The sequence below is a fragment of the Pseudoalteromonas rubra genome (assembly GCF_000238295.3).
Taxonomy (GTDB): Bacteria; Pseudomonadota; Gammaproteobacteria; order Enterobacterales; family Alteromonadaceae; genus Pseudoalteromonas; species Pseudoalteromonas rubra.
In genome coordinates, this window is record NZ_AHCD03000027.1 from 469909 (window position 1) to 488366 (window position 18458).

The 18458-nt window shown below is 48.9% G+C and carries 14 protein-coding genes and 18 tRNA genes; 29 read left to right on the plus strand and 3 right to left on the minus strand.

Annotated features, from left to right (window positions below; all coding sequences use genetic code 11):
* Positions 1-41 precede the first annotated feature (41 nt).
* Complete coding sequence (locus PRUB_RS06440; RefSeq protein WP_040645514.1) at positions 42-794, plus strand: class I SAM-dependent methyltransferase; 753 nt, start codon at positions 42-44, stop codon at positions 792-794.
* Positions 795-798: 4 nt separating this feature from the next.
* Here the strand turns inward: PRUB_RS06440 and rnhA are convergent, their stop codons facing one another.
* Complete coding sequence (gene rnhA, locus PRUB_RS06445; RefSeq protein WP_010382760.1) at positions 799-1266, minus strand: ribonuclease HI; 468 nt, start codon at positions 1264-1266, stop codon at positions 799-801.
* Positions 1267-1335: 69 nt separating this feature from the next.
* Here rnhA and dnaQ point away from each other — a divergent pair, with 69 nt between their 5' ends.
* The 24 genes from dnaQ (at position 1336) to PRUB_RS06565 (ending at position 8592) form a co-directional block, all read left to right on the plus strand.
* A complete protein-coding gene (gene dnaQ / locus PRUB_RS06450) occupies positions 1336-2046 on the plus strand; it encodes a DNA polymerase III subunit epsilon (RefSeq protein WP_010382759.1) in 711 nt (236 codons plus the stop codon).
* A gap of 86 nt (positions 2047-2132) precedes the next feature.
* Positions 2133-3479, plus strand: coding sequence for a TIGR03503 family protein (locus PRUB_RS06455; RefSeq protein ID WP_155946394.1), 1347 nt, complete (start codon positions 2133-2135; stop codon positions 3477-3479).
* A gap of 107 nt (positions 3480-3586) precedes the next feature.
* Positions 3587-3663: transfer RNA gene (locus PRUB_RS06460), tRNA-Asp, on the plus strand.
* 27 nt (positions 3664-3690) lie between these two features.
* Positions 3691-3767 (plus strand) — tRNA-Asp (locus tag PRUB_RS06465).
* Positions 3768-3799: 32 nt separating this feature from the next.
* Positions 3800-3876: transfer RNA gene (locus PRUB_RS06470), tRNA-Asp, on the plus strand.
* 35 nt (positions 3877-3911) lie between these two features.
* Positions 3912-3988: transfer RNA gene (locus tag PRUB_RS06475), tRNA-Asp, on the plus strand.
* Positions 3989-4023: 35 nt separating this feature from the next.
* A tRNA-Asp gene (locus PRUB_RS06480) sits at positions 4024-4100 on the plus strand.
* 35 nt (positions 4101-4135) lie between these two features.
* A tRNA-Asp gene (locus tag PRUB_RS06485) sits at positions 4136-4212 on the plus strand.
* Between the two features lie 35 nt (positions 4213-4247).
* Positions 4248-4324 (plus strand) — tRNA-Asp (locus PRUB_RS06490).
* Positions 4325-4359: 35 nt separating this feature from the next.
* Positions 4360-4436 (plus strand) — tRNA-Asp (locus PRUB_RS06495).
* Positions 4437-4471: 35 nt separating this feature from the next.
* Positions 4472-4548, plus strand: a tRNA-Asp gene (locus tag PRUB_RS06500).
* A gap of 35 nt (positions 4549-4583) precedes the next feature.
* A tRNA-Asp gene (locus tag PRUB_RS06505) sits at positions 4584-4660 on the plus strand.
* A gap of 32 nt (positions 4661-4692) precedes the next feature.
* Positions 4693-4769, plus strand: a tRNA-Asp gene (locus PRUB_RS06510).
* 35 nt (positions 4770-4804) lie between these two features.
* Positions 4805-4881 (plus strand) — tRNA-Asp (locus PRUB_RS06515).
* Between the two features lie 87 nt (positions 4882-4968).
* Positions 4969-5045, plus strand: a tRNA-Asp gene (locus tag PRUB_RS06520).
* 27 nt (positions 5046-5072) lie between these two features.
* A tRNA-Asp gene (locus PRUB_RS06525) sits at positions 5073-5149 on the plus strand.
* Positions 5150-5184: 35 nt separating this feature from the next.
* Positions 5185-5261, plus strand: a tRNA-Asp gene (locus PRUB_RS06530).
* A gap of 87 nt (positions 5262-5348) precedes the next feature.
* Positions 5349-5425 (plus strand) — tRNA-Asp (locus PRUB_RS06535).
* 37 nt (positions 5426-5462) lie between these two features.
* Positions 5463-5539: transfer RNA gene (locus PRUB_RS06540), tRNA-Asp, on the plus strand.
* Positions 5540-5571: 32 nt separating this feature from the next.
* A tRNA-Asp gene (locus PRUB_RS06545) sits at positions 5572-5648 on the plus strand.
* A gap of 572 nt (positions 5649-6220) precedes the next feature.
* Positions 6221-6622 (plus strand): hypothetical protein, encoded by a 402-nt coding sequence (locus PRUB_RS06550; protein WP_010382757.1) that lies wholly within the window; start codon positions 6221-6223, stop codon positions 6620-6622.
* A 106-nt stretch (positions 6623-6728) separates the two neighbouring features.
* On the plus strand, positions 6729-7097 hold the full coding sequence (locus PRUB_RS06555) for a hypothetical protein (RefSeq protein ID WP_155946392.1): 369 nt from the start codon (positions 6729-6731) through the stop codon (positions 7095-7097).
* Between the two features lie 77 nt (positions 7098-7174).
* The gene (locus tag PRUB_RS06560; RefSeq protein WP_010382756.1) at positions 7175-7405 is read left to right on the plus strand and encodes a hypothetical protein; all 231 of its coding nucleotides are present in this window, start codon (positions 7175-7177) and stop codon (positions 7403-7405) included.
* 419 nt (positions 7406-7824) lie between these two features.
* The gene (locus PRUB_RS06565) at positions 7825-8592 is read left to right on the plus strand and encodes a substrate-binding periplasmic protein (protein WP_010382755.1); all 768 of its coding nucleotides are present in this window, start codon (positions 7825-7827) and stop codon (positions 8590-8592) included.
* Between the two features lie 10 nt (positions 8593-8602).
* Here PRUB_RS06565 and PRUB_RS06570 read toward each other — a convergent pair whose 3' ends face one another.
* On the minus strand, positions 8603-10630 hold the full coding sequence (locus tag PRUB_RS06570; RefSeq protein WP_162144660.1) for a winged helix-turn-helix domain-containing protein: 2028 nt from the start codon (positions 10628-10630) through the stop codon (positions 8603-8605).
* A 275-nt stretch (positions 10631-10905) separates the two neighbouring features.
* Here PRUB_RS06570 and PRUB_RS06575 point away from each other — a divergent pair, with 275 nt between their 5' ends.
* The 4 genes from PRUB_RS06575 to PRUB_RS06590 all read left to right on the plus strand — a co-directional run bounded on the left by PRUB_RS06575 (position 10906) and on the right by PRUB_RS06590 (position 15906).
* Positions 10906-13173 carry a DUF5916 domain-containing protein gene (locus tag PRUB_RS06575; protein ID WP_010382752.1) on the plus strand — a complete coding sequence of 756 codons (2268 nt, stop codon included), beginning with the start codon at positions 10906-10908 and terminating at the stop codon, positions 13171-13173.
* Positions 13174-13267: 94 nt separating this feature from the next.
* Complete coding sequence (locus PRUB_RS06580) at positions 13268-14173, plus strand: SMP-30/gluconolactonase/LRE family protein (RefSeq protein WP_010382750.1); 906 nt, start codon at positions 13268-13270, stop codon at positions 14171-14173.
* A 67-nt stretch (positions 14174-14240) separates the two neighbouring features.
* A complete protein-coding gene (locus PRUB_RS06585; RefSeq protein ID WP_010382747.1) occupies positions 14241-14822 on the plus strand; it encodes an ABC transporter ATP-binding protein in 582 nt (193 codons plus the stop codon).
* Positions 14823-14829: 7 nt separating this feature from the next.
* On the plus strand, positions 14830-15906 hold the full coding sequence (locus PRUB_RS06590) for a DUF6136 family protein (protein ID WP_010382746.1): 1077 nt from the start codon (positions 14830-14832) through the stop codon (positions 15904-15906).
* A 61-nt stretch (positions 15907-15967) separates the two neighbouring features.
* Here the strand turns inward: PRUB_RS06590 and fadE are convergent, their stop codons facing one another.
* Complete coding sequence (fadE, locus tag PRUB_RS06595; protein WP_010382744.1) at positions 15968-18418, minus strand: acyl-CoA dehydrogenase FadE; 2451 nt, start codon at positions 18416-18418, stop codon at positions 15968-15970.
* Positions 18419-18458: the final 40 nt, after the last annotated feature.

Consider the following 18458-nt stretch of genomic DNA (forward strand, 5'->3'; position numbering starts at 1 on the left):
TCTATAAAGTGAAGGTGTAACAAGTATAGCGAGTGCGTATCATGAAACCAGCTCTAAGTTTTCAGCAGGGGCCGAAACCCTACCAGTGGCAGGACTTTCCACATGGAGATTATGTGCGCGCAGGCATAGAAAGGCGGATGGCCCATTGGCTGCCCCGAATGTTTGGCTATCATATGCTTAAGCTGGGCTGCCTGAGTGGTCAGTTGGATACGTCACTAAGTCCTATCAGTCATCAGATTTGTGTTGCGCCAGAGGGGGGACATGTTGGCGTGTTAGCAGAAATTGATGAGTTACCTTTTTACGAACACAGCGTAGACGCCTGCATTCTCAGCCAATGTCTGGAGTATCATTCTGATCCCCATCATATTTTACGCGAGGCACACCGAACACTGATCCCGGGTGGGTATATCGTGATCAGCGGATTTAATCCATTTAGTCTGTGTGGACTGGCGCATTTGCTGCCATTTAGCAAAGAAAAACTGCCCTGGTCAGGACGCTTTTTTACCCCGTCCCGGGTTAAGGACTGGCTGGATCTGCTGGGATTTGAAATTCTTGCCGATGAGCGATTCGTTCATGCGTCACTGGCAAGAGGTTCACGGCTGTCGCGTTTTGCGCCCTGGCGACGTTTTTGTCGTCATTACATGAAGCCGATGGGCAGTGTTTATTTGCTGGTGGCCCGCAAACGAGTCGCACCTTTAACGCCGATTAAACCCAAATGGCATGCGCGTCCTAAATGGACACCAGCGGTAAAAGGCGCGCGACTGAAGCACAGTCGTAATCAGGAACAAAGTTAGTCGGTTACTCGCTCTGGTAACCGGTATCTTCTTGCAGATCCGCACCGCCAGCGGCTTCGCGTGCCAGGTCGTCCACCAGTTCATTGTATTTGTTGCCTGCATGGCCCTTAACCCAACGCCACTCAATGGTGTGACGCTGAACCGCAGCGTCCAGTCGTTGCCATAGGTCGACATTTTTAACTGGCTTTTTAGCGGCTGTTTTCCAGTTGCGCTTTTTCCAGTTGGCCAGCCAGGATTCGATCCCCTGTTTCACATATTGACTGTCTGTGTACAGGATCACCTGGCATGGACGCTTGAGTGTTTCGAGGGCAACTATGGCTGCCAGCATCTCCATGCGGTTATTTGTGGTAAGCCGATATCCGGCGTTGAGGGTCTTTTCATGACCTTGGTAACTGAGGTACACACCATAGCCGCCAGGACCCGGGTTGCCCAAGCAGGAGCCGTCGGTATAGATCTCTACGGATTTTTGCACGAATTTGCCTGTTTTTATGTAAAATACTCCAATAGACGCTAACCATAGCAAAGTTAGGCAATCGACGATATGCATAAAAGACAAATAGTACTGGATACAGAAACCACGGGCATTGACCCCAAAGAAGGTCACCGGATCATCGAGATCGGGTGTGTGGAATTAGTGAATCGTCGCCTGACTGGCAACAATTTCCATGTCTACATCAACCCACAACGTAGTATTGAAGAAGAGGCCATTGACGTTCACGGTATTACCAATGAGTTCCTGCGAGACAAACCTTTCTTCCACCACGTTGCGCAAGAGTTTTATGACTATATTCAGGGTGCCGAACTGGTGATCCACAACGCGCCGTTCGACGTCGGCTTTATGGATCATGAGTTTGCTATGCTAAATCAGGGGTTTGCAAAAACTCATGAGGTATGTGAGGTACTCGATACCCTGGTGATGGCGCGGGACTTGCATCCGGGTCAGAAGAACAGCCTTGATGCTTTATGTCGCCGTTATGATATAGATAACTCAAAACGAACATTGCACGGCGCTTTACTGGATTCCGAGATTTTATCGGATGTCTACCTGGCTATGACAGGGGGCCAGAAGAAGCTTAATCTGGCTCAGCACAATGAACAGGCACAGCAGGGTAGTGGCGGGGGGATCCGTCGTTTGAGTGCTGAGCGTGCGCCGCTGAATGTGGTGCTGGCGACGGCAGAAGAGTTAGATGCGCATGAAGCGCGCATGGAGCTGGTCAATAAAGCCTGCGGGCAGAGTTTGTGGCAGCAGTAGCTGCACTCAGGCTCGCACCTGTAGTGCAAGAGAACGATTAATTTATGATGAGGTAAAGTGGCATGCGGATCGGCTTAACAGGATTGATGTTGTTATATTGCGCAGTGTTTAGCGTGAAGATGATGGCCGACACACCGCAAATTACGTTGCTTGAGCGAGACGGCAAGGTCAATGAAATCCCTTTACTGGATAACCGCTTTCGCATTGACCACAATGTTAAGAAAATTACGCTATTGTTTTTTCGTGCCCCCGGTACGCCTGCAGTGGTGCTGGTAAAACCGGACGGCAGTAAATACTACGCCACGCATGCCATTGCTGACGAGAAGCTCGAATGGTATGACGAGATCAGTTATGACCTGGTGATAGTGACCGATCCTATGCCTGGTCCATGGCAGGTGTTAGGCCAGATCCGCCAGGACAGCCGGGTCATGGTATTAGGGGATATTGAGTTGCAGGTTGACCCCTTACCGCCTTTGATATTCCGTGGTGAAATGCTGAAAATTCAGGGACAAGTCACCAACGATAGCCAACCTGTCGATATTGGTTACTTCCGTGATGTTGTTACTCTGTATGTCGAGTTTGTCAGCACTAATAATGATCAGTACGCTAACTTTGGTGCGGGCACGCAAAGTGTGGCCGAATTTAAAGATGATGGCCGGGAATTTGATGAGCGCCCTCTGGATGGCATCTTTACTGGTGAGTTTCGTCTGAATTTTCCAGCCGGTGAGTGGCAACCCGAATTCTATATAGAAACGCCCATCCTCAAACGTCGCGTAGTGAAAGATCCCATCATTATTGCAGAGCCACCTTTTTCTTTTGAATTGATGCTGGCAGGGCAGGAAGAGTTTGAGCACCAGCTGACTATCAGGCTGGAGTCCGAGGTGGTGAAACCGGAAACTGTGATCTTTCAGGGCAAAATCTTGTACCCCAATGGTGAAGAGCAAATGTTCACCCTCAATGGTGAAGAACGTTTGTACCGTCAGCTGGCAATTAAAAACTATGACTGGGGTCGATACAGTGTGGAGTTGTCCGCCTTTGGTGAAAACATCAACGGCCGAGAGTTTATGGCCCGCTTGCCAGATTATAACTTTGAAATAGAACGCCCCATTGAAAAAGTACCAGAGTTACCTGAGTCAGAGCGTCCAACTCAGCGTGTGGTCGCACCGCCTGAACCGGAACCGGGTCTCAGTACCGGTGCCATTGTCGCCATTGTGGTTGTTGGCAATTTGCTGATCCTGCTGTTGGGTTGGCTGGCCGTGCGTATTTTTGTACAGAAAAAGCCCATCAAAATTAAAATAAGCCTGCCCTTTATCGGTAAGAAAAAGCAGTTAGATTTGGAAGAGTTAGATCAGGATACAGAAAACTCTGGCAAACCAAGTTCAAAAAATGACAAATCAGCTGATATTTTGAACCTTTCGATGTCGGATGACTAAAAATCCCCGATTTTTTCAAAAAAGGTGTTGACTCTTAAGGGGGGCATTCGTATTATTCACGCCGCTGTCAGGGAGCACACCTGAACAGCGAGAGAACAAGATGCTGCGGAGTGGTAGTTCAGTTGGTTAGAATACCGGCCTGTCACGCCGGGGGTCGCGGGTTCGAGTCCCGTCCACTCCGCCAACATCTTATCCTGTGCAGTACTTCTTTGGAGTGGTAGTTCAGTTGGTTAGAATACCGGCCTGTCACGCCGGGGGTCGCGGGTTCGAGTCCCGTCCACTCCGCCATTTGATATAAGCATAAAAAGTCATACCACTGCGGAGTGGTAGTTCAGTTGGTTAGAATACCGGCCTGTCACGCCGGGGGTCGCGGGTTCGAGTCCCGTCCACTCCGCCAACATCTTTAAGAAGTACACCGAGCTAAACCACCGTGGAGTGGTAGTTCAGTTGGTTAGAATACCGGCCTGTCACGCCGGGGGTCGCGGGTTCGAGTCCCGTCCACTCCGCCAACATCTTTAAGAAGTACACCGAGCTAAACCACCGTGGAGTGGTAGTTCAGTTGGTTAGAATACCGGCCTGTCACGCCGGGGGTCGCGGGTTCGAGTCCCGTCCACTCCGCCAACATCTTTAAGAAGTACACCGAGCTAAACCACCGTGGAGTGGTAGTTCAGTTGGTTAGAATACCGGCCTGTCACGCCGGGGGTCGCGGGTTCGAGTCCCGTCCACTCCGCCAACATCTTTAAGAAGTACACCGAGCTAAACCACCGTGGAGTGGTAGTTCAGTTGGTTAGAATACCGGCCTGTCACGCCGGGGGTCGCGGGTTCGAGTCCCGTCCACTCCGCCAACATCTTTAAGAAGTACACCGAGCTAAACCACCGTGGAGTGGTAGTTCAGTTGGTTAGAATACCGGCCTGTCACGCCGGGGGTCGCGGGTTCGAGTCCCGTCCACTCCGCCAACATCTTTAAGAAGTACACCGAGCTAAACCACCGTGGAGTGGTAGTTCAGTTGGTTAGAATACCGGCCTGTCACGCCGGGGGTCGCGGGTTCGAGTCCCGTCCACTCCGCCAACATCTTTAAGAAGTACACCGAGCTAAACCACCGTGGAGTGGTAGTTCAGTTGGTTAGAATACCGGCCTGTCACGCCGGGGGTCGCGGGTTCGAGTCCCGTCCACTCCGCCATTTGATATAAGCATAAAAAGTCATACCACTGCGGAGTGGTAGTTCAGTTGGTTAGAATACCGGCCTGTCACGCCGGGGGTCGCGGGTTCGAGTCCCGTCCACTCCGCCAACATCTTTAAGAAGTACACCGAGCTAAACCACCGTGGAGTGGTAGTTCAGTTGGTTAGAATACCGGCCTGTCACGCCGGGGGTCGCGGGTTCGAGTCCCGTCCACTCCGCCATCTAGCCAGGGTTTAGTTTGGATTATCAGACTCAATGTAGTCTGAATTTATGACAAAACGAATACTTTTTCTCTATAAGCGCACGCTGGAGTGGTAGTTCAGTTGGTTAGAATACCGGCCTGTCACGCCGGGGGTCGCGGGTTCGAGTCCCGTCCACTCCGCCAATCGCTTATCCTGTGCAGTACTTCTTTGGAGTGGTAGTTCAGTTGGTTAGAATACCGGCCTGTCACGCCGGGGGTCGCGGGTTCGAGTCCCGTCCACTCCGCCAACATCTTTAAGAAGTACACCGAGCTAAACCACCGTGGAGTGGTAGTTCAGTTGGTTAGAATACCGGCCTGTCACGCCGGGGGTCGCGGGTTCGAGTCCCGTCCACTCCGCCATCTAGCCAGGGTTTAGTTTGGATTATCAGACTCAATGTAGTCTGAATTTATGACAAAACGACGTCACTAACATCGTTATTTACTCGTGGAGTGGTAGTTCAGTTGGTTAGAATACCGGCCTGTCACGCCGGGGGTCGCGGGTTCGAGTCCCGTCCACTCCGCCAACATTTTAACGAGTAAAAAATTGCATTATATCTCTGCGGAGTGGTAGTTCAGTTGGTTAGAATACCGGCCTGTCACGCCGGGGGTCGCGGGTTCGAGTCCCGTCCACTCCGCCATTTGATATAAGCATAAAAAGTCATACCACTGCGGAGTGGTAGTTCAGTTGGTTAGAATACCGGCCTGTCACGCCGGGGGTCGCGGGTTCGAGTCCCGTCCACTCCGCCACTTTTTATAAAGTTCAGTAAAACTCTGTATCCTCATCCCAATATCATTCCTCATTTAAGCTTATAATTCTCTTTATCTTTGTTTTATCCAAAGCCAAAAGCCCTTAAACCCCCTTTGTCCGGCCAGTAAAAAATAGTGTGTGATAAGTTCGCCATTTGTTATCAGTGAGGTCGGTTATTTGCGCCGTGTATAATTACAACAAAGCCTGCGCCTAATCAGTCTTGGTATCCTATTTGTAATCCGTAACTTAGTTTGTGACCACTTACTTATATTGGCGATAAAGTCATATAATATAAGCGCCTTGTCAGTTTATGCCCTGAAGATTTGAAGGGGATTGCATTGATAAATCCAGCAGTTAAAGTATTAAAAATCATCTGAAAGAACTGCACGCAAAATGTGACTTTGATTTGCTGGCAGCTAAGGCCGAATACATGGGGACGGTGATAAAGATTAAAGATGCTATTGCCAAGCTTGAACTTTGTGAAGAATACGGGTTACAGGTGGCGCTTGATTAGAGTTTTGCCTGCTACTTTTTACCGTTGATTGAGGCGTGATGCATTAAGGGGATAGTTGTGAAAAAATGGAAAATACTGTTTGGCTTTTCAGCCTTCATCACTGCACTTGAGTTTATTGGCTTATCATTTAACGAGCATATAGAACTTAACACTTTTGTATCGCTTATATTGTACTGTTCAATACTGATACCTATGTATGGTTATGCTTACGGGGTTGCAATTGGAAGCAAAGCAATAGCTATCCTAATCTTCGTACTTACGATTTTAGTTCCGGGTAGTTTGGTTGTTTTGTGGGGAGTTGCATTTACAATTAATCACTTAAGCTTAATTCAGCTGGTGTTTTCTCTGGGGACATTTGGCTTACTTTTGTTTATATCTTATCCCGTTTTTATGTATGCATTTAGGTCTGATAGACTGTGGGCAAAAGAACGACAGAAAATGACCGATAAGAAGTTGTAATGCGTGGCGTCTTTACCGTGCGTTGTTATTGGCAACTGAGGTGAGCGCGGCAGCTTTGGTAGTGCTTTTCTTTCCCCTTAACATAACTACAGGTCACTAAGCGACAGTGAAAACGATTAAATTCGCCGCTATTTTTTTGTGTTTTTATCCCTTTTCATCAATAGCTTGTTTTGATGGAAGTGCCTATGAGCGAAGTTTTGCGCATGCGGATCCTTACGCAATTGCTGCACTTATTCTGGTTACTGTCGCCAGCTTTGTTCGATTATGCAGAACTAGGAACAAGGCTTATATTTTAGTAGTCACTATTGCTCTGATAGTTGGTTCACTCGTTTACACCAGAACTGCGTATAACGGGGATTGTGGTGATTCTTATGTTTCAACCGCAGATCATTGTTTAATATTTGCGACTATCGTTTTATTCTATGAATTTGTTCGTGCTTGTGTGGTTTTCTCAAAAAGCCACCGGGCAAAGTAATTAAGAGAGATGATTGAAGCTAGGCTCAGTTCCACTTGGTGTCTCAATTTAGCCTGGTGTTATGTCCTTGGAGTCACATGAACTTTTATGAGCAACCATCAGGCAGAGGTATGGAGATCTGTGTCGGTTTAGTACTTCTTTTCATTGCGCTCGTTTTTACAGCTTTGATTGGTGTGGTTTTAGCGAATTCTGCATTTGGTTTTATTGCTGTTTTAGGCTCACTTGCGTTGGCCTTGTGCTCTTGGTGGTTTGGCAAACTAGGTTGTCGATTGGTTTTTAATAAACCTCGTAAAGGGGGGGGTTATTAAGCAATCATGGCCTTAAATTGTGTTGTGTTTTTTCGGAATATGCTCAATTTTGCTGGTTCTTATTTCCATACTGCAAAGAGAAGTCAGCTCGTTGTTTAGCGCCATTAGCATGCTGATTGCTTGTTTATATGGTTGGCAATTCGCTAAGAAGCGCCAAGATAAGGACTTATAACAACAGTCTATGCCATTAATAGTTCATTGTTTTATGTTGGTGTATATCACATAAAGCTGTTTCCTGAGCTTAAGTTAAAAAGCACACTCACTTTTTTGTGCTTGCATCTCACACATTTTAGACAATCACTCTAGGTCGGTATTAAAAGCCCTTGTGCTTTGTTGTTTCAGTCTGACAAGCCACATAGCGCGATCAGTCAGGTACATCTATAGTATCAGCAAGGCTTAGTTTATTGTCGTGAAGCAACATGCACTGGACCCTGGTTTTATTGATGCTGGTTGGTTGTAGTTTTGCACGGGCAAGTGAACCTGTTCGCATTGCAACTGGGGAGTATCCACCGTTTACCGGCAGTCAGCTTGTTGACGATGGCTTTGTCAATCACCTCATACGTCAGGTACTTGCAGAGGCGGGCCTGAGCGCTGAGTTTGTTTATTTGCCCTGGAAGCGCAGTTTTCAGGCTGCGCAGCAAGGTAAGTATGACATGGCGTCTTACTGGGTATGCGAGCGCGAATATCAACAACACTTTTATTGTAGCGATGAGCTCTATCGTGGCCAGCTGTTACTCTATTTCAGGGCTGAGACGCCGTTGCCACAATGGCACAGCATTGATGATCTCAAGCCTTATCGGATAGGCGCGATTTTAGGATACGAATATGTACCAGAGTTTCATCAGGCGATGCAAAAGGGGGAGCTGGATGTGATTATGGTCAGCAATGACCGGCTTAACCTCAACATGCTGCTTAATGATCGCGTTGATTTGATTTTGCTCAGTGAAACAGCGATGCAAAGCTTACTGGCAGAACACTTTCCATCTATGCCGAAAGACCAGATACAGGCGCACCCTAAGCCTTTTTTAAACTATCGGGCGCATGTACTGTTTCCAAAATCTCTAGCGAGCAGCAGGGCGCTGCGCACACGTTTTAATGCCAGCCTGGAAAAGCTCAAAGCGTCAGGCGAGTTTGAGCGTCAGTGGCAACGGCTGATCAAGGGTGAGTTCATTCCTCAGCAGGATTGAGCTGTGGATGCTAATTTGCTCCGGGTTTTTGGCTCAGACGTTTGATGTCTCCTTCGACAGATTCCATTTTGGCAATCAGTAAAGTGCCATCCGCTGCGATGTCATAGTGCCATAACAAGTTTTGCGTTTTCAGGAGTTCTGGCTGGGTTTTGCCATCAAGCGCCAAGCGCCAGATATGATCTGTCTTAGACCAGGCACTTTGCCAGTACAGGAAGCCATCTCTTAGCCTGGGGTTGGTCACCTGATGATAAGCCTCGGGCTCAAGCGTAGTGAGCGGCATTTCATCTTCAAACGTGCTCGCCAGATCTTTTGTGCGATAAATCATCGAGTCTTTAAAAATCAGCCAGTTTTGGGTTTGATAGTCGTATAGTATCAGGTCAGATGCGATAGCAACACGGTGTTTGAATTGCCCGCTTTTACTGTAAATAACGACCTCATGACCATCTGTGGCCCACAAGGTATCGGTATCTAACCAGCCAAAGTGTCTGAGAGGCAGTGAAAGCTGAGGCGTAAAGGTTTTCTGCACACCGGTGCGGTCGAGCAGTAATAATCGTGTTTCGCGATTGGCAAGGATGTAAGCGTTGTCAGGGCTCCAGGTGACAAAGTTCACGTAGTCACTGCCTTTGTGATGCGTGAGCTGAATAACCCGATCATGACTGTGCAGATAAATCTCGCAGGCGCCAGTGCGGCGTGACATAAAGGCGGTTTCGCCGAGGCTATTGGTAACCGGCAGATAGTCATGGCTTGAGCTCGAGAAAATTGGCAGATTGTCTTTGTCACGAATATTCACCTGCCAGCTTTCTGCGGCACTAAAGATGTTGCCCTCGTCGTCAACACTCAGACTACTGAAAATCCCCTGCGGTGTGGCAATAACCGGGTATTCATGTCCATCGCGGGTGGTGGCAATCAGATTATGATGCTTGCTGTTGTCATTGGTGATCATGCTGTGGTGCTTAGGATCGTAGGCAATCAACCAGACAGGGTAAGACCAGCGCATCTGAACTTTACCGTCGAGGGTAACCAGGCGGCTGTGTTGACTGGCATCTTTGATCAGGTAGTAGGTTTGGTTGTCCCAGCCTCGTAGTGTTGTGATGAGCTTTTCATCGTCGTTCAGCTTGAGTGGAATAGAAATATATTTATTATTATCAATATTATACTGATAAGGGAGTGTCCCTGCTTGGGTGCGTACCGTGGCAATAAGCAGGGTGTCTGATTGCCAGCTGGGTGCCTGAATATGATAACAGGGGATGGCCTGCGACTGATTTAGTTGTTGCCCATGCGCATTGACAATCAATAGGGTACAGCCATCTCCCTGATATTGCCAAAATGCCAGCCAGCCTTTAGTGGGGTGCCAGGCTGGTTTGGCGACCCGGTCGTCAAAATGCAGGCGCTGAGTGACATTGCCTTGTTTATCTGAGATGACCAGGGTTTTAAAATCGTCAACATAGGCCAATAGCGGCAGCATGGTGTGGGCTGCAACATCAAATTCCAGTCCCAGTTCATAGGTTATATCCTCGACCTCATACTGGGGGAGTGTGATTGGCTCAGGTACTGTGGAAAAGTAGGCTATGGCACTGAAGCACGCGGTGACGACTGGTATTGCCGCCATCAGTGCGCGCTTTTTGAATCTGATATGAGGATTGCTCCCGGCGGCGCGCTGGATCTCAGTATCAGTATGCACGTTCAGTTGAGAGGTCGGCTGATGCCGTTCTACCGGCGCAATAAACACGTACCCACGTTTGGGCACCGTTTTGATAAAACGGGGTTGCCTGGCGCTGTCATTCAGCACCCGGCGTAATTTAGTCAGCAACTGATACAGGCTGTTAGATTCGACAATGGTGTCTGGCCACAATGCCTCATTCAGCGTTGAGCGTGACAGCACCTGATCCGGCGTGGTGACAAACAGCTCGAGTAGCCTGGCAACCTGAGGTTCTAATTTTACCGCCACCTGGCTGTCAGGCGCGCGCAATTCATCCTGGCTGGCATCAAACTGCCAGGACAGGAAGTGATAATGTTGAGCGCGTGTGGATGTTTCCATATTGGATCCTTTGTTGATGATTCCATGCCTGCAGTCTTTATCTGTGCTGTAATCGGGTTCTGGGCTCTGGCTTTTTTTCATTGCATTCATTGTTATTTTTAAAACTCAGCAGCTGTTAGCTTAAGCCGGTCACGTATTATTAGCAGAAACTAACCTAGTTCAGAACAAAGTCAATAATCATCAGAGCTTGATCACGCTTCTTCAGGAAACGTTCAGCTTTTCTGTTGCGCTTTTCTGTTGCAATGAGTGCAGTCACTCATATCGGGAGCAGTCATATGAAGCAGTATTATCTCGCCTTATGCATCAGTGGGGCATTGAGCAGTCAGGCGCTATGGGCAAATCAAACACACAACACGCACATCAAGCTTGATGGTCGTCTGGACGAAGCATTGTGGCAAACCGCCCGACAATTTAATCGGTTTTACCAGGTGGTTCCGGCAACCTTAACTGAGCACACTGATAAGGTGCATGCTCGTGTATTGAGCGACCAATCAGGTGTTTACATAGGCATTATTAATTATCAGGATGAGGCAAGTCGGCAGAAGCAGTTTAATATTCAGGATGCCTTTATGCAGGCTGAGTTTAACCGGATTGTTGTGGATTTTGCCGGTGATGGCAGTGGCGCGTATGAGTTTGCCGTTACACTGGGCGGAGGTACCCAGGACGCGGTGCTTACGCCACAGCTGACTAAGGACAGTGACTGGGATGGAGACTGGCAGTCAGCAACATTTGAAGCGGAAGATCACTGGTCCACAGAGGTGTTCATCCCCTGGCATACGGTGTCATTTTATAATCCGGCACATAATGCGGACAGTGAGCAAGGAGAAATCGGCGTATCTATTCAGCTTTATGACCTCAGTAAAAATTATATCTATGCAAATCAAAAACAAACGACCAGTAATAGTGACTTTTTCCTTGCTATGCCTAAGCTGGCATCGGCGATCCCCAGCCATAGTCAGTTAAGTTTTGTGCCCTATTTTAGTCATCAGCAACATTTTGCCGACCAGGCCACGGACAACAGCGACAGTGACGTGGGTTTCGATTTGTTCTACAAGCCCGATCATCATCAGAAATTGTCGGTGGCGGTGAACCCGGATTTTGGCCAGGTGGACAGTGATGAAGTGGATATCAACTACAGTGCGGTTGAAACACTCCGCAGTGACAAGCGGCCTTTCTTCACCCAGGACATTGCCGTATTCAATGTGCAGGCATTGCAGGATACTAAGCTTATCCACACCCGTCGAATTGGTGCGGGCAGCGATGATGGCAGTGAGTTTATTACACCCATAGATCTGGCTACCCGGTTTGTGCATCAGGGCGAGACGTTGCAAGTGGGGGCGTTTGCAGTAAAAGAAAAGGACTTAGACAGTGATGCCGGTAAGCGCTTTTATGCCGCCCGGGCCAAATATCGCCAGAAGCACTGGCAGTCAGGATTACTGGCCACTTATACCGATCGACCCTGGCTGGATCGCAACGCATTGACTATGGCCTGGGACAGCCAATATCAAAGTGCAACCTGGTCGTTTCAGGGGGCGTTACTGGCAAGCCAGGTTGAACACGTGAGCGAACAAACGGGCAATGGGGCCTCGATACAGCTGGGATATCAGTTCTCGCCAAATACGAGTCTGGAAGGGCGTTACCTTAAGTTAAATAAAAGATTTAATAACAGTGATTTAGGGTATTCCCAGCGGAACAATTGGCAGTATAGTGAGGCGAAGTTGAGTCATGCAATCAATACTCAGAGTCATTGGTTAGCTCGTATTAAGCACTCACTTACTGTTCGTTATGAAGCCGATAGTGAGGGTTTGAAATTACCGGCCCGGCAGGCCTATCTCAGCCAATGGTTGCTGGCAAATGGGGGTCAGGTTGACTTTCATATTGACCGGATCAACGGTGGCTGGCAGGACAACATAGGTCGCCAGAGCCAGGCATTCGAAGTGCCGGGTAATTGGGAAACCCGAGTCATGTATATCAGTCCCTACATAGGTAAATTCTCATGGGCTGCCAGCTTTGAATATGATCAGGAAGGGTTTGAGGGGAGTGCGCAACAGTATGCTGTTGATTTGACCTGGTTGCCACATCCAAACTGGACACTTAAGTTTAATAATTTTTATCGCACCGGAGATGGCTGGCTGGTGGCAAGCGACACAGATCAGGTCACACAGTATGAACGAGATTTTTTCGTTAATAAAATTCAGGTCAGTGGTTTGATAACGGATAAGTTGGAGTTCTCCTCAACCCTAGAGTGGGCGGTACTGGAAGCGCGCAGTGATCAGGTTTTTGCGCTACAGGACCACCAGCGAAAGTTATTAAATGGGGTAGACACCAGCTTTGAAGATCGCCGCTTGTCTAGTCAGTTTAAACTCCGTTACCGGATGGGCGCGCTGTCAGATTTGTTTCTGGTATATCGTCGTGGCGCAGCGACAGGTGACAGGTTGCCCCGCAGCCAGATTGGCTCAGAGGCCTGGCTGGAGAGTGCAAAGCAGCTCTGGCAAGCCCCAATGCAGGATTCGGTATTGTTAAAAGTGCGCTATAAGTTCTGAGGGGCGCTCGCCCTTAGTTCAGCGTGAATATTTCTCAATTCACAGCCCGTGGACGAAACCGCATACTCAGACTTTTATATTTAGGGACAAAGCTATGCCAATAAGACATGTTTTTATCCTGGGTGCGACATTGAGCCTGCTTACTGCCTGTGTTTCTTCTCAATCGGGACCTGCGTTATATCAGTCACAGGACTGGGTTGCGGATGGGGTATTCACCGAGGGGGTCGAGGGTCCGGCAGTTAATCGTAATGGGGTACTATTTGCTGTTAATTTTGCGCAACAGGGCACTGTCGGCCAGGTGAGCGGACGCGATGAGGCGAACTTATACCTGACCCTACCAGAAGGGAGTACGGGCAATGGGATCCGCTTTGACGCCCGGGACAATATGTATATCGCTGACTACACGGGTCACAATGTCCTGAAAGTGGCTCCCGACAAGTCGGTTTCTGTGCTGGCGCATAATCCGAAAATGCACCAGCCCAATGATTTGGCGATCAGCGATAATGGCGTGCTCTTCGCCAGTGACCCGGATTGGCAAAATGGTCAGGGGCAACTCTGGCGCATCTCACCCGATGGACAAACTCAGTTGCTGCGCGCCAAAATGGGCACCACAAATGGTATCGAAGTCAGTCCGGATAATCGTACTTTGTATGTCAATGAGAGTGTGCAGCGCCGGATCTGGGCTTTTTCGCTCGATGAGCAGGGCATGATAGGTAAGCCTGAGTTGTTTTATGAGTTTGAGGATCATGGTCTGGACGGCATGCGTTGTGATGAAGCCGGTAATCTTTATGTTGCGCGCTATGGCGCAGGCGAAGTGGTGATACTCTCAGCGCAGGGCAAGTTGCTGCGCAAGGTTGCACTCAAAGGCCAGTATCCGACCAATATTGCTTTTGGTGGGAAAGATGGTAAGCAGGTCTTTGTGACGATGCAAAAGCGTGGCGCTATCGAAACTTTTATCTCTGAGTACGCTGGGCGCGCTTTTAACCGACATACTTTGTAACGACGGGCGCATATGCGGCGCCAGGGTGTTTTGTTAATATCGGAACAGGCAATGAACAAGGACCTGTATGATAGAAATAAAACACCTTACCAAAGTGTATCTGCACGACCCGGTTTTTTCTGACTATAGTACCGTACTGGCAGAGCAAAAGCTCTGTATCGAAGCGCCAAACGGACTGGGGAAAAGCACCTTATTCAGGATCATTTCAGGTCTGGACGACGCCTTTCATGGCGAAGTGCTATTTGACGGCCAACCCCAGCCAGCTGCCCAGAGAGTGGCGGCGCTTGCAAGTGAGTCCATTCCCTTTCCCGAGTTTTTGACAGCCAGGCAGTTACTGCAATTGACGGTAAAGAGCTGGGTGTGTCCCTGGCCCGAACTGATGATACACCAACTGGCCTTTGAGCCATTCCTGGATACCCGTTACGGTGCGTTATCATCCGGCAATCAGAAAAAGTGTCAGCTCATAAACGCCATGATGCGTAATACGCCTTATCTGGTGTTGGATGAGCCAAGTGCGGCACTGGATCACGCCAGCCTGGATGTGTTGTTGGGCTGGCTGAAACATCATCCGGCACAAGTGATCATCAGCTGTCATGAACCTCAGCCCTTTATGGAAATTGGCTTTGTGACACAACCACTGTTTCGGTGAGGTGCAAATGTTACATTATTATCAGTATCGTTATCGGGCATGTCGTGTTCAGCTGGCTGTGTTGATGAAGCAACTGCAACAGTTCTCGATGATGTTGATAACCTTGTTCTTTATTTTTATTCCCCAGCTGATCATTGGGGTATTTTATGGTTTGGGAAAGCTGGTCTCGTTTGATTCGCATCACCTCGCCATCAAAGTGGCATTTGGCTTTTTGTTACTACAGAGCCTGCTGTTACAGGCACTGAAACCTGCAATCATGGATTCAGCACATCGCGCTTATCACCGCACATTGCTGCGCGGCCGGCTACACCAAGTTGCCGCAGACTGGATACTCTTGTTGGGGTGTCATGTGCTCTTTGTTGCTGCGTTGATCCTGGCTATGAGTATTGGCTATGACAAGCTCTGGCAGGCACCACAGCTGCCTGCATTTATGCTTTTGCAGTGGTGTTTTGCATTAATTTTGCTTTACCGCCCGCAGGCTTTATTGAGTTCCTTGCTGGTCGCCTTTATTGCCGTGTGGCTGGCGCCAAGTCTGCCAATTTATCTGGCTGTCATAGCACTGTGGCTGGCATTGGACTGGTTCAGGCCTGAAATAAAGCTTGCTTTGCCACAGCCCTCGCTGAACCCTGCTAGTTTTTGGTATTACGTCATCAAGACGTCTCCCTGGATGATTGTGTGGCGTGCAGGGGCATCATTGATCACATTGTGGGCAGGGTTGATCATGGCCAAAGAACGCCCCGATTTGCTGCATTACTATACGTTAGTGATCTTGCTGATTAACCAGCTGTGGTGGAGTAGTTTGTATCTGGATACCGATAAACACGTTACGGGGCGCAGGCAGTTCTGGCGCAGCCTTGATCTGTACCCTCAACTTTTACGCAGTCAGTCGTTATTGATTTACGGCTTGTGCTTTGCAAGCTGGCTCGGTGCTGTTGTGTTACTCAATGGTGAGCTGTTTAATTTGGCGGTGATAGTGAGCACGCCACTGCTGGTATGGACCGTTACATATCATCCGCGGCGACTAGCGGTCATGTGGGGCTGTATCAGTGTGTCGCTGATGATGCTCAAAGTGCTATTTATTTAGCGCAGATAAAATACCTGATACAAAAAAGGCCAGCATAGCTGACCTTTAGGTTAGAGACAAGTTATGCGGCGTCCGCATCTTTTGCAACCACCCTGGCTTTACCAGCCAGCAGGTCAGCGGGGTCAAAGTCATCCACATTGATAACCGCGAGTCGCTTCGCTTCAACGGCGGCCAGTTTATCGGCTTCATCGTTGTTAAGCGCACCGCACTCACGACCCATTTCTGCCACTTTATCCAGGCGCATAAATGGCAGCTTTTCCCCTTTGGCACGACATACTTTGTCGAATAGCGGTTCCACTTCAAGAATGTCTTTCAGTGTTTGCTCTTGTTTGCCAATCAGGTTAAGCGGCTCATCACGCAGGTAGATATGCGAGGCAAGGCGGTCACGGGCTGCACTTGGTGTTTGTAGCAGTTGCGCCAATTTGTGTTCCATCTGATCTGTTGGTTTGCGAACCGGGCGACCGAATGGGAACAAGATAAGTTTAAGCAGGCCACGCAACGCCATTGACGGCATGTTGTTGATCAGATCTGCCAGTGCACGCTGACACAGGTATAAATGTTCCTGACAGGCCCATTGAACATAAGGTAAGTCTTCTTTGCGACGACCCTCGTCGTTATAACGTTTCAGCGTTGCAGAAACCAGATACAGGTAACTCAGTAAGTCGCCAAGACGCGCAGAAATACGTTCTTTACGTTTCAGCGACCCACCAAATACTGCCATGCAGATGTCGGACATGAGTGCCAGTGACGCACTGAAACGGGCGGCTGCACGGTAGTAATCGGCTGTTTCATCGTTAAATGGTACTTTGCTGAAGCGACCACCCGTCAGTGCCAGCCATTTAGTGCGTACCAGATTAGAAATGGTGAAGCCTACATGGCCCATCAGGGCTTTATCAAAACTGTTCAGGGCTTCTTCTTTATCTTTGATGGTACAGGCATTAAGCTCAGCCAAAACAAAAGGATGGCAGCGGATAGCACCCTGACCGTAGATGATCATATTACGGGTCAGAATGTTTGCACCTTCTACTGTGATAGCAATGGGTGCGCCCTGATAACCACGGCCCAAGTAGTTGTTTGGACCCAGGCAGATCCCTTTACCACCATGTACATCCATTGCATGCATGGTCGAGGTACGCATTTGTTCAGTCAGGTGATATTTCAAAATAGCAGAAATAACAGACGGCTTTTCACCTAAATCGACAGCGCCGGTTGACATGCTCACGGCAGCATCACTGCTGTAGGCATAGCCACCAAGCTTAGCCAGTGCTTCTTCAACCCCTTCCATTTTACCAATCGGCAGTTTGAACTGGCGGCGAATACGGCTGTACGCACCACTGGCCAGCGCCAGAGACTTAATGCCACCTGTTGAATTAGATGGCAGGGTGATCACGCGACCCACTGATAAACACTCAACCAGCATACGCCAGCCCTGGCCGGCCATTTTCGGGCCACCAATGATGAAATCAAGAGGGACAAAGACGCCTTCGCCTTGTGTTGGACCATTTTGGAATGGCACGTTCAACGGGAAGTGACGGCGGCCAATTTCAACACCTGGTGTGTTAGTTGGGATCAACGCACAGGTAATACCAATTTCTTTCTTGTCGCCAAGCAGGCCATCCGGGTCGCGCATTTTGAACGCCAAACCCAATACGGTGGCGACTGGTGCAAGTGTGATGTAGCGCTTGTTCCAGGTCAGGCGGATACCTAAGGTTTCTTTACCTTCCCATTCGCCTTTACATACGATACCAAAATCCGGGATTGATGACGCATCAGAGCCTGCTTCCGGAGAGGTCAGTGCAAAACAAGGGATCTCATCACCTTTTGCCAGACGAGGCAGGTAATGTTCTTTCTGTTCTTGTGTACCATAGTGTTGTAGTAATTCGCCCGGACCTAATGAATTAGGTACGCCAACGATAGAAGACAGCAAAGTCGACTTACTGGTCAGTTTTTGCAATACACAAGATTGTGCGTACGCTGAAAACTCCAGACCACCGTATTGCTTTTTAATGATCATGGCGAAGAACTTGTTGTCTTTCAGATATTGCCATACTTCTTGCGGTAAGTCGGTTAGTTCGTGCGTTGCTTCCCAGTCATTCAGCATCGCACAGACTTCTTCAACCGGGCCATCCATAAAGGCTTGCTCTTCCGCAGTAAGACGCGGAGCCTGATATTGGTGCAACTTATTCCAGTTGGGGTTACCACAGAATAGATCCGCTTCCCACCAGGTTGTACCAGCATCAATTGCCGATTTTTCTGTTTCTGACATGCTTGGCGTCACTTTTTTGAACGCCTTGAACAGAGGCGCAACAATGTACTGTTGACGCACGTTGGTCATCGAAAGAGGAACTGCAATGGCTAAGAATATTAACCAGGCAAACGCGCCAAAGGCCCCGGCAAAGGTGCCGATCAGCAACGTCGCCGCAGCAACACCCAGACAGGTGTTCCAGCTCGCACGGTGGTAGCAGGCAGCGCTCACCAATGCGATTAAAGCGAGTGTAAATAATAGTGTCATGTTGTTATTCCTTGTAAGAGGTCTGACCACATTGGCTAGG